This window comes from Rothia sp. 32237D007AR (assembly GCF_053544675.1).
Genome location: NZ_JBPPUO010000001.1, coordinates 98,526 through 114,203, shown reverse-complemented (window position 1 = coordinate 114,203; position 15,678 = coordinate 98,526). Strand labels below are relative to the sequence as shown.

General features: G+C 56.1%; 17 protein-coding genes. 11 read left to right on the top strand and 6 right to left on the bottom strand.

Annotated features, from left to right (window positions below; genetic code table 11):
* The first annotated feature begins 196 nt into the window (after positions 1–196).
* Positions 197–946 carry a TIGR03089 family protein gene (locus tag ACED87_RS00570; RefSeq protein WP_449089406.1) on the top strand — a complete coding sequence of 250 codons (750 nt, stop codon included), beginning with the start codon at positions 197–199 and terminating at the stop codon, positions 944–946.
* Here ACED87_RS00570 and ACED87_RS00565 read toward each other — a convergent pair.
* Positions 897–1,472: a GtrA family protein gene (locus tag ACED87_RS00565; protein ID WP_449089405.1), complete on the bottom strand. Its 576-nt coding sequence runs from the start codon at positions 1,470–1,472 to the stop codon at positions 897–899. The genes ACED87_RS00570 and ACED87_RS00565 overlap by 50 nt on opposite strands.
* A 141-nt stretch (positions 1,473–1,613) precedes the next feature.
* Between ACED87_RS00565 and ACED87_RS00560 the strand changes: the two genes are divergently transcribed.
* From ACED87_RS00560 to ACED87_RS00545, 4 genes are all read left to right on the top strand, one after another.
* Complete coding sequence (locus tag ACED87_RS00560) at positions 1,614–2,789, top strand: 5-(carboxyamino)imidazole ribonucleotide synthase (protein ID WP_449089404.1); 1,176 nt, start codon at positions 1,614–1,616, stop codon at positions 2,787–2,789.
* 79 nt (positions 2,790–2,868) lie between these two features.
* A complete protein-coding gene (purE, locus tag ACED87_RS00555) occupies positions 2,869–3,411 on the top strand; it encodes a 5-(carboxyamino)imidazole ribonucleotide mutase (protein WP_449089403.1) in 543 nt (180 codons plus the stop codon).
* A gap of 167 nt (positions 3,412–3,578) precedes the next feature.
* Entirely contained in the window at positions 3,579–5,144 is a 1,566-nt protein-coding gene (locus ACED87_RS00550) for an LCP family protein (protein ID WP_449089402.1), read from the top strand.
* Between the two features lie 36 nt (positions 5,145–5,180).
* Positions 5,181–6,200, top strand: a complete 1,020-nt coding sequence (locus ACED87_RS00545) for a lipid II:glycine glycyltransferase FemX (RefSeq protein WP_449089401.1) — start codon at positions 5,181–5,183, stop codon at positions 6,198–6,200.
* 142 nt (positions 6,201–6,342) lie between these two features.
* Here the strand turns inward: ACED87_RS00545 and glpX are convergent, their stop codons facing one another.
* On the bottom strand, positions 6,343–7,338 hold the full coding sequence (gene glpX, locus ACED87_RS00540) for a class II fructose-bisphosphatase (protein ID WP_449089400.1): 996 nt from the start codon (positions 7,336–7,338) through the stop codon (positions 6,343–6,345).
* Positions 7,339–7,541: 203 nt separating this feature from the next.
* Here glpX and ACED87_RS00535 point away from each other — a divergent pair, with 203 nt between their 5' ends.
* The 5 genes from ACED87_RS00535 (at position 7,542) to ACED87_RS00515 (ending at position 12,345) form a co-directional block, all read left to right on the top strand.
* A complete protein-coding gene (locus ACED87_RS00535) occupies positions 7,542–8,237 on the top strand; it encodes a DUF4245 domain-containing protein (RefSeq protein ID WP_449089399.1) in 696 nt (231 codons plus the stop codon).
* Between the two features lie 107 nt (positions 8,238–8,344).
* A complete protein-coding gene (locus ACED87_RS00530; RefSeq protein WP_449082090.1) occupies positions 8,345–8,968 on the top strand; it encodes a carbonic anhydrase in 624 nt (207 codons plus the stop codon).
* Positions 8,969–9,058: 90 nt separating this feature from the next.
* Positions 9,059–10,465, top strand: a complete 1,407-nt coding sequence (locus ACED87_RS00525) for a class II fumarate hydratase (RefSeq protein WP_449089398.1) — start codon at positions 9,059–9,061, stop codon at positions 10,463–10,465.
* A 118-nt stretch (positions 10,466–10,583) separates the two neighbouring features.
* A complete protein-coding gene (locus ACED87_RS00520; RefSeq protein ID WP_449089397.1) occupies positions 10,584–11,825 on the top strand; it encodes a hypothetical protein in 1,242 nt (413 codons plus the stop codon).
* Positions 11,826–11,838: 13 nt separating this feature from the next.
* Positions 11,839–12,345 carry a MarR family winged helix-turn-helix transcriptional regulator gene (locus ACED87_RS00515; RefSeq protein ID WP_449082086.1) on the top strand — a complete coding sequence of 169 codons (507 nt, stop codon included), beginning with the start codon at positions 11,839–11,841 and terminating at the stop codon, positions 12,343–12,345.
* On the opposite strand, the gene ACED87_RS00510 is transcribed toward ACED87_RS00515, so the two are convergent.
* The 3 genes from ACED87_RS00510 to ACED87_RS00500 form a co-directional block, all read right to left on the bottom strand.
* Positions 12,346–12,828 (bottom strand): NUDIX hydrolase, encoded by a 483-nt coding sequence (locus ACED87_RS00510; protein WP_449089396.1) that lies wholly within the window; start codon positions 12,826–12,828, stop codon positions 12,346–12,348.
* A 104-nt stretch (positions 12,829–12,932) separates the two neighbouring features.
* Positions 12,933–13,436 carry a prepilin peptidase gene (locus ACED87_RS00505; protein WP_449082083.1) on the bottom strand — a complete coding sequence of 168 codons (504 nt, stop codon included), beginning with the start codon at positions 13,434–13,436 and terminating at the stop codon, positions 12,933–12,935.
* Positions 13,437–13,489: 53 nt separating this feature from the next.
* Positions 13,490–14,251 carry an isoprenyl transferase gene (locus ACED87_RS00500; RefSeq protein WP_449082081.1) on the bottom strand — a complete coding sequence of 254 codons (762 nt, stop codon included), beginning with the start codon at positions 14,249–14,251 and terminating at the stop codon, positions 13,490–13,492.
* Positions 14,252–14,434: 183 nt separating this feature from the next.
* Here ACED87_RS00500 and trhA point away from each other — a divergent pair, with 183 nt between their 5' ends.
* Entirely contained in the window at positions 14,435–15,175 is a 741-nt protein-coding gene (gene trhA / locus ACED87_RS00495) for a PAQR family membrane homeostasis protein TrhA (RefSeq protein WP_449089395.1), read from the top strand.
* A 119-nt stretch (positions 15,176–15,294) separates the two neighbouring features.
* Here trhA and ACED87_RS00490 read toward each other — a convergent pair whose 3' ends face one another.
* The gene (locus ACED87_RS00490; protein ID WP_449089394.1) at positions 15,295–15,636 is read right to left on the bottom strand and encodes a hypothetical protein; all 342 of its coding nucleotides are present in this window, start codon (positions 15,634–15,636) and stop codon (positions 15,295–15,297) included.
* Between the last annotated feature and the right edge of the window lie 42 nt (positions 15,637–15,678).

Below are 15,678 nucleotides of genomic sequence, written 5' to 3'. Positions count from 1 at the left end.
AAACAGAGGACAGAATAAAAATTTCCCTGCACCTAATTACACGCGTGTAAAGGCCTATTCGTCAAGCTGAGATTAAAAAAATCTTCATTACACGAGATTTTCTCACAAAAATTTGCGTTTCACTGTGGTATATGCATTTACCCCCCGCCGAGCTGGCCGCTAGCCCTAGAACAGATGCTGCCCTAGAGTAAGGAGAATGACAGCAACATCTACCTACACCGGCTCTTCCTTCCCCCAATTCATGGCCCATTTAGCTCAGCGGCAACACCCCACCCTGCTCTGGTACTCAGCCCCCGGCGAGCGCATCGAACTTTCAGGGCGGGTCTTTGATAACTGGGTGGCTAAGACCGCTAACTTTTGGGTGGATGAGTGCGAGGTTGGACCCGGTTCCCTCATAGTTCTGCCCCAGCGCCTGCACTGGCGGTCACTGGTTTTGGCGGTCGCTGCCCTGCGGGTGGGGGCCACCTTGGCCTGGGGGCAGCAGGCGGGGGCGGACGTCCGTGCAGCCTTTGACCCCGCAGAGCTAGAGGGCGCAGATGAGGATTATCTTCTTGCGGTGGCCGCTGAGCCGCTGACTCCTCGTTTTATGGGGCAACTACCGGTAGAGGTTATTGATTATGCGGCTGAGGTGCGCTCGCACCCTGATGTTTATGTGGGTTGGGCGGCTCCTGGTGCGCAGGATCAGGCCTGGGAGGGGTCTAGCTATGGGAGTCTGATGGGCCAGCTTGTTCAAGAGGCTGCGGCTCTGAACACTCAGTTCGAGGCTGAGGTGGCGGCCCTACAGGTTCCGGGTGAGCATTTTGATGCCGTCTACCTGGAGAAGGCCCTGGCGGTGATGGCTTCGGGCCGGGCAGCTCTTATGCTTGACCCGGCAGTGGCCTGGAATCAGGAGCGTTTTAGTCGAGTTTTGGGCGATGAGCGGGCCCGGTCTTTGCCGTCTCAATAACGGGTAGGGAGCCTGTCATAATTTGGGTGGCCTCTTCAATGAGGTCGGCCCGCTTTTCTTCAGTGGTTTTGTTTTCGCTATAGTTCTTGCTCTGCGAGAAGACCCAGAATTTGTAGAGGAAGTAGCGCACGATGGTGCCCAAGATGGTGCCAATAATGGTGCCTGAGATGAAGGATGCTTGGGGGCTGGTGAGCCCTAGCACATAGACGCTAAAGAGTACGCAAGAAGCCTCAACACCGATACCGACGGCGTTGACGAGGCCGAATTCAATGGCCTCGCGCACCTTGTTGCCGGTGCGTTTTTCGCGGAAGGTCCAGAGGCGGTTTGCCACCCAGGAGAAGATGGTGGCGACAATGCCAGCTACGACCTTGGCCTTAGCGTGCCCATCGGAGAAGATGGAGTGCATGAGCGTCCAGGTCACCGCTGAGTTGATGATAAAGGCCATGCCGCCAACGCTGAGGAACTGCATTACTTCTCGGCCGTGGCTATGCCAGAGGGCAGCGAGACGCTCTTTTAGCGAAGTCATGTTTTCTCTCCCTAGTCAGTTGGGGGGGGCAGGCCCCCTCTAGGGTGGGAACTGCTCGGTTACCTGTAGCTTGTACAGTATATAGCTCAGACTTTTACAAGCACCCTACACCCAGGTAGCCTAGTGAGTGTGACTTACCCTATGACTGGACCCAAAATTGGTGTTGTAGGTGGCGGCCAGCTGGCGCGTATGATGGCGCCCGCCGCCACTGAGCTTGGCTTTGACCTTCGTATTCTGGCTGAGAGCGAGGACGTCTGCGCCCGCCAGGCTGTGCCTTTCGCCCCTGTCGGTGATTACCGTGATTATGAAACCCTGTTAGAGTTTGCCCGCCATGTTGATGTGCTGACCTTCGACCATGAGCATGTGCCCACCGATTTTCTGCAGCGTCTGATAGCTGAGGGTGTTAATGTGCAGCCCCGCCCCGATGCCCTGGTTCATGCCCAGGACAAAATTGAGATGCGCAAGGCCGTTGACCGCCTGGGCCTGCCTAACCCCCGCTGGGCTGAGGTTCGCACTCTCGATGAGCTTCTTCTCTTCGGCAGCGAAAACGGCTGGCCGGTGGTGCTGAAAACTCCACGAGGTGGCTATGACGGTAAGGGCGTCATGGTGCTCGATGATGAGCAGGAAGCCCGCACCGCAGCAAGCCCCTGGTTCGAGCAGCTCCCTGACCGCACCGATTTTTCGGCCCTGCTGGTTGAAGAGAAGGTGCCCTTTACCCGTGAGCTTTCTGCCCTGGTAGCCCGCCGCGATTCAGGCCAAGTTGTAGCCTGGCCTGTGGCTGAGTCTCTTCAGGTCAATTCCGTCTGTGATGAGGTCATTGCCCCTGCCCCCGGTATCACCCCTGAGGTGGCAGAAGCAGCCCAGGCCGCCGCCCTTATGGTAGCAACTGAGCTAGGTGTTACCGGTGTGATGGCCGCTGAGCTCTTTGAGGTTCCTGGCTCTGAGGCTGGCTTCCTCATTAACGAGTTCGCTATGCGCCCGCATAACTCCGGTCACTGGACGCAGGATGGCTCAGTCACCAGCCAGTTTGAGCAGCATCTTCGAGCCGTGGCTAACTACCCCCTGGGCAGCACTGAGATTAAGGGTCAAGTAGCCTTGATGAAGAACTTCTTGGGTGGAGCAAACGACGATATCTTCGGTGCCTACCCGCAGCTTATGGAAAAGTACCCGGCAGCTAAGGTTCACTACTACGGTAAGGCCGTCAAGCCTGGTCGCAAGATTGGTCATATCAATATGACCGGTGCAGCAGATGACCTTGCTGCCTTGCGTCAGCAGGCCACCGAAGCAGCGTCCCTGCTCACCGACGGCCCTGCCTAAGCATAATCTGGCAGGCTCGCCCCGCCCCACCTGTGTAGGGGCGGACGTCCGCACCCCACCCCTACCTTCAAGGAGCACTATGACCTCCCCCTACGACTCAACCCAGCCCATTGTCGGCATTGTGATGGGCTCAGACTCAGACTGGCCGGTCATGGAAGCCGCCGCCCAGGTGCTTGAAGAATTTGGCATCCCCTACGAAGCTGACGTTGTCTCTGCCCACCGTATGCCCGAAGACATGATCGCTTACGGGCGCGAAGCAGCAGACCGCGGGATCCGTATTATCATTGCCGGTGCTGGCGGCGCAGCCCACCTACCCGGTATGTTGGCCTCGGTCACTCCCCTGCCTGTTATCGGTGTGCCGGTCAAACTCAAGTCCCTTGACGGCATGGATTCGCTGCTCTCCATCGTGCAGATGCCTGCCGGTGTGCCCGTCGCTACCGTCTCTATCAACGGTGCCCGTAACGCCGGCCTACTGGCCCTGCGCATGCTCGGCTCCGGTGACAGTGATTTCTCCCGCCAGGTACGAACAGACCTCCTAGAGTTCGCCGCTTCCCTGCGCCAGCTAGCCATGAATAAGGGCGCTGCCTTGCGCACCACAGTCGATGAGCAGAAAAACCGCTAGGCACTATAAACCCCTAAACGGTCAGCTCTGACCTGCACCTCAGCAAGCCCCAGAAGAGCACTCCGGGAGCACCCAGCTTCTTTCAGTAGTGTGGTTGAGTAGATTTTAAGCTGCTCAACCACACTCGGTTATTTTTTAGCCCCACCACGCTAGGGAGGCAAGCATTTATGTCCGGTGAGCGCAAGCGTCCGCGCCCCATGGCACCTATCACGGGTGTTAGAGGGCGAGGCCAGCACATGGTCACCCCCACCTACACCGACCCGCTGCGGCGCCCCGAAGCCGCGTCGGCACCCGTCCGCACCCGCCGGGCCTGGCTCCTGCTACTGCTCACCCTGCTACTTCCCGGCTCCGCCCAGCTCCTAACCGGCCAGAAAACTCTGGGCCGCAGGGCCCTGAAAGTTACCTTTGCGGTATGGGGCCTGGTTCTAGCCCTGCTACTGCTCTGGATGCTACGCCGTACCCTAGTGCTCTCCCTAGTCACTAATACCTGGGTGCTGCTGCTGGTGACTCTTGCCCTGGTGGGTCTCGCTCTCGGCTGGGTCTACCTCTTCTTAGTGACCATGCTAGCTATCCGGCCCAACCTGCTCGAAGGCCGCGCTAAACCCCTAGTGACCCTCGCCCTGGTTGCCTGCATGGCCCTAACCGGTGGCGGGCTAGGCTACGCCGCCTACATCACCTGGGTCGGGCGCGGAGCACTAGGCTCCATCTTCGCCGGGGGAACCCCCATCAAAGAACACGATGGCCGCTACAACATTCTGCTCATGGGCGGGGACGCCGGCGCCGACCGGGTAGGCCGCCGCCCCGACTCGATGACCGTTGTTTCCATCGACGCAGCAAGCGGTCAAGCTATCACTATCTCTGTCCCGCGCAACCTGCAAAACGCCATTTTTGAGGACGGCTCTCCCCTCTGGAAAATCTACCCTGAAGGCTTCGACTGCGGTGATGAGTGCATCCTCAACGCCCTCTACCCCACCGTCACCGCCGACTACCCCGACCTCTACCCCGGCGCGGCAGACCCCGGCGCAGAAGCCACCATGGACGCCGTCTCAGGGGTACTAGGTATCACCGTTGAGAACTACATTCTGATTGATATGTCCGGCTTTGAACAGCTCATTGACGCTCTTGGCGGTATCACCATCGATGTAGGCGGCTACGTCCCCATCGGCGGCGGCACCAACGAAATCACCGGCCTGCCCAACCCCATCGACGGCTACATTGAACCCGGTGTTCAACGCCTAGATGGTTTCCACGCCCTCTGGTATGCCCGCTCCCGCGAAGGAGCCTCAGACTACGACCGTCAGGCCCGCCAACGCTGCGTACAGGCCGCCATGCTCAAACAGCTGGACCCAGCCAACGTGCTCACCAAATTTGCAGACATCACCGCTGCCGGTGAACAGGTCATCGAAACCAACATCCCACAAAGTGGCCTTGCCTCCCTGGGGGATGTCGCACTCAAATCTAAAAAATACAGCCTCATCCAATTCGCAGCAGGCCCACCCTACTTCGACACCAGCTTCCCCACCTACCCCGACTTCGACCAGCTCCACGCTGCGGTGCAAAAGGTCATTGCAGATTCAGCCTCAGGTATTCAGCCCACCGCCATCACCCAAGCTGCCGGGGGAACTAGCTCGCTGGCGTCCGCCCCCTCAGGTCTAGATACGATTGAAACTGTTGCCTACCGCGCCCAGCTCACCTCAGAGCTCAGCGAGAACGGCACCTGCTCAGTCCCCTAGCCCCACGGCTAAGAGCAAGACGGTAAGCTGGTGCCCATGAGTACAATTCTGCAGTCAGATATTTGGGCCCAGCTCCAAGAAGCTAACGGCCACCAGGTCTTTCGCGGCCAAGGGGAAGGCTGGCGCTACCTAGCCACCCTAGAAGGCGGTTCCACCGGCCGCTACCTCTACGCCCCCTACGGGCCTGAAGCCGACAGTGCCAGCGCCTTCGAGACAGCCATCGCAGATATGAAGCGCGTAGCTGCCGAAAACAAATGCTGGTTTATCCGCGTTGAACCCACTAACGACGCTATCTGGGGCGCCCAGAACGGCCAGGCCTTCCTCACCGCCCGAGGTTTTACCCTCTCCCCCCGCCAGGTGCAGCCCAGCCACACCCAAATCATTGACCTGACGCAGAGCGAAGAAGAAATCCTCAAAGATTTCAAATCAACCAACCGCAACCTGCACCGCAACATCCACAAAAAGGGTGTGACCTTCAGAAAGTCCCAGGACCCAGCAGATATCACCATCCTGCTCAAATACCTGGACGAGACTGCCGGCCGGGCAGGGTTCAACCGCCAGCACGATGACTACCTCACCCGCGTAGCCCAGGTGCTCATGCCCGCCGACGCCGCCACCCTCTTCATCGCAGAAGTAGACGGGGAACCTATCGGTGCCTCCCTGGTCTACGACTCAGATGACACCCGCGTCTACGCCCATGCCGCAACCTCTTTTGAGCACCGCAAACTACAGGTGGGAAACCCCCTACTCTCTACCATCATCTTGGATGCCAAAGACAAGGGCCTGACCACCATGGACCTTTTTGGTATTGCCCCAGCCGATGACCCTGACCACCAGTGGGCTGGCTTCACCAAGTTCAAAAAGTCCTTCGGCGGGCGCTCTGTCACCTACCCCGGCACCTGGGACCTACCAGTATCGCCCCTAGGCTACAAGGCCTACCAGGGTATCCGCGCAGGCCGTGAAGCCCTCATCGCAGGTAAAAAATTTGCCACCGGCACCCTAGCCCCCAAAATCAAGGACGCCGCCGCCAAGGTTCGCGCGCGTATCAGCAAATAAGATTGAGCAGGTCTTCCCTTCGCCGACTAACCTTCTTGGGCTCGCGCTGGGCGCTCGCCCAATTCATGCCAGCCCCAGCCAGTCGGTTTTCGGGAAGACCTGCTCAATCTCTAGTATCCGAACCTAAATCTGCTCTAGAGTTCTAACGGTTCATAGTCCCAGCAATCATAGCCGAGTAGCGGGAAAGACGGTGCTCAGCCTCAATCAGACGCACAGTGCCAGACTGGGAACGCATGACCAGGGACTGGGTGGTCACAGTGTCACGCCCGTAGCGCACACCGCGCAGCAGCTTACCGTCAGTGATACCGGTAGCAGCGAAGAAGCAGTTATCGGTAGTGACCAAGTCATCGGTAGTCAGCACAGCATCCAGGTCATGGCCAGCGTCCAGGGCCTTTTGGCGTTCCGCATCATCAGTGGGAGCCAGACGGCCCTGAATGATGCCGCCGGTGGCCTTAATAGCGCAGGCTGCAACAATACCTTCAGGGGTTCCACCAGTGCCCATCATGATATCCACATCGGTGCCTTCGCGGCAGGCGGCGATAGCACCAGCAACGTCACCGTCTAGGATCATGCGGGTACGGGCGCCGGTTGCGCGGATTTCTTCAACGAGCTTGGCGTGGCGGGGGCGGTCAAGTACGCAGACAGTGAGCTGGTTGATGCTGGTGCCCTTGGCCTTAGCGACCAGGTGCAGGTTCTGCTTGACCGGTAGGCGCAGGTCGACCATGTCGGCTGCTTCGGGGCCGGTGACTAGTTTTTCCATGTAGAAAACGGCTGAGGGGTCGAACATGGTGCCACCTTCGGCAACAGCGATAACGGACAGGGCGTTGTCCATGCCCAGGGCGGTGAGGCGGGTGCCGTCAATGGGGTCAACGGCCACATCGAACTTGGCGCCGGTGCCATCGCCGACCTGCTCGCCGTTGAAGAGCATGGGGGCTTCGTCCTTTTCGCCTTCACCGATGACTACGGTGCCATTGAAGTGTACGGTTTTGAGGCGGGCGCGCATGGCGTCAACGGCGGCGCCATCGGCCTTGTTTTTATCGCCAGCACCTACTAGGGGGCCTGATGCGATTGCGGCTGCTTCGGTTGCGCGTACTAGTTCCAGCGCAAGGTTACGATCTTCGTTGTGTACCTTTGACATGACTCACCTTCGAGTAGCTTGTTACAGTGCCAGCGGCTCCTCTCCTATTGAGGGCGCGTGGTCTCCGCCCTCTAGCCTACCCGGTAATATCGGTGAGCGCCTGTTTTATGACCGTGCACCCCTCACTATGACGGGTGCCGGTGGTTATGGTAAGTGGTGGTGGTAGTTCGCGTCCTAGCTGTAGATAGACCAGAATAGAGAGCGTGACTTCATCAACTAGCCCTCATAAGCAGACCTTGCCGACGGCGTCCGCCTCTGAATCTCAGAAGTTGGACGCCGCGGAGCCGGTGGTTCCGCAGATTACCGAAAAACAGGCCCACCGCATTAATACGCCGGCCCGCAATATGGTGATTTCGATGATTGTCTTGGTCTTCTTGCTTTTGCCGGTTCTCTGGCTCATGCCGCAGCCCGATAAGAACCCTTACCGGCCCAGCGTTGACCTACCTGTGATTGCCTATGAGGCCAGCCAGCAGGCAGGTTACCCGGTGGCAGCTGCTGAACAGGAGGGCTGGCACTATAACTATGCCCGCTGGGTTACCGGGCAGGCTGACGGTATCAACTATTGGTCCACCGGTCAGGTCACTGCCTCAAACCACTTTATTGAACTGGTGCAGGCGCAGGACACTAACCCCACCTGGATTGCTCAGACCGTGGGACAGGCTGTCGCTGAGGCTACCGTCCAGGCAGGGGGTGTGAGCTGGGAGGTTCGTTCCCTGGCCGATGCTGATGATCAGAAGAAAGTCACTAGCTTCTATATTGGTGAGGTAGCTGGCACCACGGTGATTCTTAAGGGTCAGGCTGAGGCGGCGGAGTTTCAATCTCTGGCTGAAACGACTGTTGCCTATATGGATGCTCCGTCTTCTACCGTTTCGCCTACTCCTTCTAGTGGGATTCAATAAGCCACCTGCCAGCATCCTCTCCTTCCAAAGTGTAATTTGCCTTATAGGGGTCTTTGGTGGGGCAGGTTGCTACTTTAAACCTAAGTCACCGCGAAAGGAAACTAGCTATGACTACCATTGAAACGCCCATCCAGGCTTGGGAACGCCTGATGGAAGGTAACGCCCGCTTTGTAGAGGGCACCCGCTCCCACCCTAACCAGGACGCTGCCCGCCGCGCCGAGCTTGTCGCAGGCCAGTACCCTTTCGCCGCTATTTTTGGTTGCGGTGACTCCCGTCTGGCTGCTGAAATCATTTTTGATCTTGGCCTCGGAGATGCTTTTGTGGTGCGCACTGCTGGGCAGGTGCTTGATGATGCGGTGCTCGGCTCCCTGGAATACGCTGGTGGTGAGCTCAAGACCCCGCTGATTATGGTGCTGGGCCATGACTCTTGTGGCGCCATTAAGGCCACTCACCAGGCCCTGATTTCGGGCAATATGCCTACCGGTTTTATCCGTAACCTGGTGGAGGGTATCTTACCTTCGGTTATTTCTACTGACCTGCCTGAGGACGCCACTATCAACGATATGGTGGTTGAGCACACCCGTCAGACTGCCGCTCGTATTGCTGAGCAGTCTGGGATTATCCGGGAAGGTATTGAGGACGGCTCCCTGGCTGTCGTTGGTGTCTTCTATCATCTGGCTGACGGTAAGGCTGATTTGGTCTATTCTTCCTCGCCGCTGATTACTGCCTAAGGCCCTGCCCCCTGCAGGGGGCGGTGAGGCTATCGTGTTATTTTATGCCCCCGCTGCCAGAGCCAGCGGGGGCGTATTAGACTAGCTGGTATGGCAGAAAACACTGAATACCGTATTGAACATGACACTATGGGCGAGGTTCGCGTCCCCGTAGATGCCCTCTACCGCGCCCAGACCCAGCGCGCCGTTGAGAACTTCCCCATCTCTGGCCAGACACTGGAGTCTGCCCACATTCGCGCTCTCGCTCTTATCAAAAAAGCCGCTGCGAGCGCCAATGAGGAGCTGGGTGTTCTTGATGCCACCCGTGCTGCTGCTATTCGCGATGCTGCTGATAAGGTGGCCGCTGGTGACTACGATGAGCACTTCCCTATCGATGTCTTTCAGACTGGTTCAGGCACCTCTTCTAACATGAACACTAATGAGGTGCTGGCGACCCTAGCTAATCAGGCCTTGGAGGGTGAGGATGTTGAGGTTCACCCCAATGACCATGTGAACGCTTCTCAGTCCTCTAACGATGTTTTCCCCACCTCGGTGCATGTTGCTGCCACGGAGGCGCTTATTAAGAGTCTTGTACCGGCTTTGGAGTATCTGGCTGAGTCTTTGGAGCGTAAGGCCCGCGAGTTTAAGGACGTTGTGAAGTCCGGCCGTACTCACTTGATGGATGCTACCCCTGTGACCTTGGGCCAGGAGTTCTCTGGTTACGCGGCCCAGGTGCGGTACGGGGTGGAGCGTGTCGAGGCTTCTTTGCCTCGTGTGGCGGAGGTTCCTCTAGGTGGCACCGCTGTTGGTACTGGTATTAACACCCCTGATGGTTTTAGTGCCCGCGTCATTGAGTTGTTGGCTGAAGAAACTGGCCTGCCGCTGACTGAGGCTCGTAACCATTTTGAGGCTCAGGCTAACCGTGATGGCTTGGTGGAGGCTTCGGGGCAGTTGCGTAATATCGCTTACTCGCTGATGAAGATTAATAACGATATTCGGTGGATGGGTTCTGGCCCTAACACTGGCCTGGGTGAGTTGCATATCCCTGATTTGCAGCCTGGTTCTTCTATCATGCCGGGTAAGGTCAACCCTGTGATTTGTGAGGCGGCCATTATGGTCTGCGCGCAGGTGATTGGTAACGACACCACTATCGCCCTGTCTTCTACCAATGGTGCTTTTGAGTTGAATGTGGGCATCCCGGTGATGGCCGCTAACCTTTTGCAGTCTATCCGCCTGCTGGCTAATACCTCGCGGGTGATGGCAGATAAGATGATTGACGGTCTAGAGGCGAATGTGGAGCGGGCCCGTTTCTTGGCTGAGGCCTCCCCCTCGACGGTGACCCCTATGAATAAGCTCATTGGGTATGAGGCTGCTGCCAAGATTGCTAAGTACGCGGTAGCTCACAAGACTACTGTGCGCGAGGCTGTGATTGATTTAGGTTATGTTGAGCGCGATGAGGTGACGGAGGCTCAGCTTGATGAGGCTCTGGATGTGACCAAGATGCTGGGTAATTTCTAAATCTTGCGCTCTCTTCTGAGGCAGTCCTAAAAAAGCTTAGAGTGCCCGGCACCCCGAAACGGGGTGCCGGGCACTGTAATTTATATCTAGCTCACAAGATACATGAAAGGTAATTTTAATGGATTCAAAAAAGAGTTTTACAGAGAAATCTCTTTTCTCTCTATTACTTTTTTTAATTCTTCTATACATCTCCAGCCTTCTATATACTGTTACAAACATTATAGAGACAGGGAAGAATTCTTCACCTGTAGATTTTGAAAACTTAAAATCAGCAGCAGGAGTCACCTCAGGTATAGTCGTCAAGCCTACGGATCTTCTAGCAGCTGCAGGAGTACTAGCAACTCTTTACGTCGCAACAGCCTTGGCGAGTAGAGTCCAATTAAGCCCGGAAGACGAAAAGAAAAGAGATTTTATAGAGAACGGGGTTTCTAATTTAGCATCAGTGCTATGCCTTTATTCCCTAGTCTGCATGCCCCTCTACTTTTTTCAAGGAGATAGAGAGCAACTGAGCTTTGGAGAATTTATTTTCTATCTAATACCAGCCTTTATCTGCCATTATATTTCCGCACACCCACCCATTAACATATCCGATCTTCAGCAAAGAAGAGAGGAAAATAAAGAAAAGATAGTCAAGTTAGAGAGTCTCAATCAGAAACTAAATAAAAAAGGGCACCTCATACGCTATACGAGTTTCTATCTATCACAAATACTTCTAAGAGACAAGGAAGCGCCTAAAGTAAAGACTTATTTTCAATTTGTAAAAACCAAATGGTTGAAACATCTCTTTCTACTCATTCTGACCTTTCCCTCTTTAACTATAACCAGCCCATTGAGAATCGCTATCGCACCCATGGGGGGAGAGTCTCTGTCAGAAATCCTCAAAGAATTCCCTTGGGAAGTCTCCTTATTCACCTTACCATTTTACGCACTCCAGTGGTTCTGCCTCTACTTAATGTATGATTACGCAACTGACAAAACTAAGCTCGAGATTCTAAACCAAAAAAAGGGTACCCCAATTTGGATATTAATATTTCAAATTCTCATCTCAGTACCCACCGTTTGGGTTCTTCTAGAAATGCTCACAGAAGGAAATTTTGATAAATATTCCCTTCTTGAAAAATTTGCCTACTCTATTTTATTAGCTACACAAATTGCATTTTTAATCAGCTATATAATTCTGTGGAGAATATATAAAAATTATAGAAAATATTTACAGGAGGGCATGATGGGCGACTCCTTTAAATCAGCGGTTCTTCACCAAGCGCTTGAGAAGGCTAAGAAAGAAGGTGATTTTCTGGATCAGAAGATCAAAGATCTGCAGGTTCCCAGGGACTCATTTCCTTCCCCAGCCGCACAGTGAGTAGGCTTAAGGAATGGAACCATCACCCCGTAACCACACCTACTGGTCCTTTATTGACCAGGTTGGCGATCATCTCGCCAAACATTCCAGTACACCCATCGATGTTGAAGCAACCCTCCTTGCCATGTCGCTCAACCGTGTGTCCGTTGCTATGACCCATGGTTTCGAATCTAAAGTGCACCGCCCCGCAGGTAGCTCCTGGGCCGCCTACCGGGTGCTCTTTGCCCTCTGGCACTCCGGAGCTACCTCAGCTAGCTCTCTAGCTAACATCACCGGCATGACCAGAGCCGCCGTCTCAAACATCAGTAAACCCCTAGAAGCCAAGGGCTTTATCACCCGGGCCAAGGACCCAAAGGACGGTCGAGGCACCCTCGTTGAGCTCACCCAAGACGGAACCGATTTCATCAGCACCATCTTCACCCAGCAAAACCAGCTAGAAACCCAGTGGGCTAAAAAACTAACCCCTGTAGAACGCACCATGCTAGTTGAGCTTCTCCACAAGCTCTCTGCCCAGGCCTAGCTACCGGGCCTCTAGGTCAAACCGGGCGCCGCTCTGCCAGTGCAGGGCGGCGTCAATTCTATCGAGCATACGTTCACTGCAATAATCCGGTAGTTGCCCCACCGGCACCCAGCGAACCTGGCTCGACTCTTCATCATTCACCCGAGCCTGCCCCGAAACATAGCGGCAGTAGAAAGTATGGTCCAAAAACTGGCAGCGGTCCCCGTTACCAAAAGTCATAGGAGGGTCTGCTTTCACCTGGGCAAAACCTACCACCTCAATCACCACGCCCGCCTCTTCTTCAGCTTCACGCAGGCAGGTCAGGGCAGGGTTCTCGCCGGGGTCGACGATGCCGGTTACCGGTGTCCAGGCCCCTGTATCGCTACGGCGCACCAGTAGAATATCGCCGTTATCGCGCTGGATTACAGCCGTAGCGCCAGAGAGCCAGAGCATGTCAGAACCAATTTTTTTGCGTAAATCGATAATGAATTGTGGGGTAGGCATATTATCCTTTCCTGGGCAGGTAGCCGGGGCTGGCTCCTGCCCCAGCCTGTGCAGAGCTAAGTGGTAGCGGGTCTGACCTGTGGAGGGTTTAGCCGGTGGAGGGTCTAGCCGGTGACGGGAAAGAGCAGGGCAAGAGTAGTACCTAAAAGCATGAAAGGGCCAAAAGCTATATGGGTGCTGCCTGTAGCCCGGCGAGCCAGAATAAGCACTAAAGAATACAGGCCACCAGCCAGAAAAATGAGCAAGTTCCCCCACAAGAGATTCAAGGGCGAAAAATAGCCCAAGAGTAGACCCAACACCCCAGCCAGTTTCACATCTCCCAGGCCCAGCGCCCCGCGGGAGGCCAGACGCATCAGGCCATAGAAACCAAACATCAGCACCCCACCCACAGCCACCTGACGGGCATGGGCAAGAGGGTCTGAAGAGACCAGCGCAATAGCCCCCAGAAGAGGTACACCCACCAGAACATAGAGAGGAAGCACAATCCGATCAGGCAGGCGGTGCTCACGCACATCAATCACCCACAAGCGAGCTGCAGCCACCAAGTAGCAGGCCAAGACCCAGGCCAGAAGAAGAGCAGCTACACCTGCCTGCCAGTGTCCGCCCAAACCTTCTACAGCCAGACTATATATCAAGTGAAGCATAGCCACCGTAGCCCCTGCTAGGAGCCAAACCGGCGCTGCCGCTGAGCATAATCACGCAAGGCCCGCAAAAAATCAACCCTGCGGAAATCAGGCCACAAGGCCTCACAAAAATAGAACTCAGAATAGGCTGACTGCCAGGTCATAAAACCAGAAAGACGCTGCTCCCCGGAGGTACGAATCAAAAGATCAGGGTCAGGCATGCCACTGGTATACAGGTGGCGAGAAATATCGTCACTGGTCAGGCTAGCCGCCAGCTCCTCTAAACTACGACCAGAACCTGCCGCCTCGCGCAGCAGGCCGCGCACAGCGTCCGTAATCTCCTGCCGGCCCCCGTAGCCAACCGCAATGTTCACCTGCAAACCACTAACCGCCGCCGTTTCTTCAACAGCTCTCTCAAAAGCAGAACGCAAGCTGGCAGGCAAAGACTCAAGCTGCCCCACCGGGCGTACCCGCCCCAGGCCGCTAGCTGCCAGCCGCCCCACAAAATCCTCAATGACCTCAACCAGGTCATTGAGCTCATCACTGCTTCGCTTCAGGTTCTCGGTGGAAAGCATGTAAAGAGTCACCATCGGAATCTTTAGCTCAGTGCACCAACCCAAAAACTCGATAATACGGGCAGCACCAGCCTCATGCCCGTGCTTAGTGCTCTCACCCAGCAGGGCAGCCCAGCGGCGGTTACCATCGACCAGCACACCAATATGCTGGGGTAGTTTCTCCGCTGGAATCGCAGAAATCAGGGACCGCTCATACACCGTATACAGTGGCTGCGGTAGCTTCATATGCTGCTCCTGGTTTTAGGGTGGCAGGTTATCTTTACCCTGCCCATTCTACCTGCAAGGCAGGGCAGGGCCTCACTCCCCTACCCATCAGATGGGTGGACGCCCATTACCGCTCCCTCTGCCCACAGTTTCAGCTTCTTAGGCCCCTAGACCGCGCTTCTTTCCACCTGCCATACTAAAAATATGGCTTCACATGTTCACCGCTCCCACACCACCGGCTCCTCAGGCGCACCTCACCAGGGTGTGCTCAACCGGCTCACCGATGCGCAAAGCGAAATCATCGAATTCTACCGGCAGAACGGTAAGCCCCTGCTACGCGGCTGGATTCATGCAGGGTTCGCCCCCTTCGCTTTCATTGCTGGCATTGTGCTCATCCTCCTCTCCGGCGGCGGGGTGGTAGGTATCGGCTGCGCTATTTTCGCCCTCACCGGCGTCCTGCTCTTCGGTGTCTCTGGCATCTACCACCGCGGGTTTTGGCCCGCTAAAACCCGTATGTTCCTCAAACGCCTGGATCACACCAATATCACCTTGCTCATTGCAGGCACCTATACCCCGGTGGCTCTGACCCTGTTGCAAGGCACCCAGCAGAAGATTCTGCTCTGGAGCATCTGGGCCTGTGCCCTGTCTGTCACCCTCTTTAGAATCTTTTGGACCGCCGCACCCCGCTGGCTCTACACCCCCATCTACATCGTGATGGGCCTGATGGCTCTCTTCTACCTGGGCGACTTCTGGCAGGTCTCCCCCACAGCCACCGTCCTCATTGCCACCGGCGGGGCCAGCTACATTATTGGTGCTATCTTCTACGGCACCAAACGCCCCGCCATGGCACCCACCGTCTTCGGCTTCCATGAGCTCTTCCATATCTTCACGGTGATCGGCTTTATTCAGCACTATATAGCCGTTATGTTCTGTATCTTTGCCTAGGTTAGCCGCTCTTACCCAAAAGCACCCCCACAGCAGCCAAACACAGGACGCCACACCAAAAAAACAGGACGCCGCACCCAGCCAGGTGCGGCATCCTAAGTTCCTAACCCCTCAAGCAACTAATGAGGACGGCGCAGATGATCTTGGGCAACCAGGGCCTGATCGCCCACCGTGGCATGAGCCGACTGCTCACCGCCCTCACCCTGGGCGGTGGCTTCAGCGGCTGCACGTTCCTCAGCTTCTCGTGCGATAGCATATTCGCTGCGGTAGCGCAGACGGCGAGCGCGACGGGTCAAATCAAGACCCAGCAGCACAATAGCGATCGCCAGGCAGAAGGTGACGATGAAGCCCACGATACCCGGTGAGCCGCGGAAGGAGCCGTCGGGGTTGAGCGTTGTCATGACGGTGGGGGTTGCTTCGGCTGCAAGGAGTGTAAGTGCGGGTGGGGTCAGGGCTGGCACGGTGACGGTTTCCTCTGGTCTTAGGTGCAGGGCGGTGTAGGC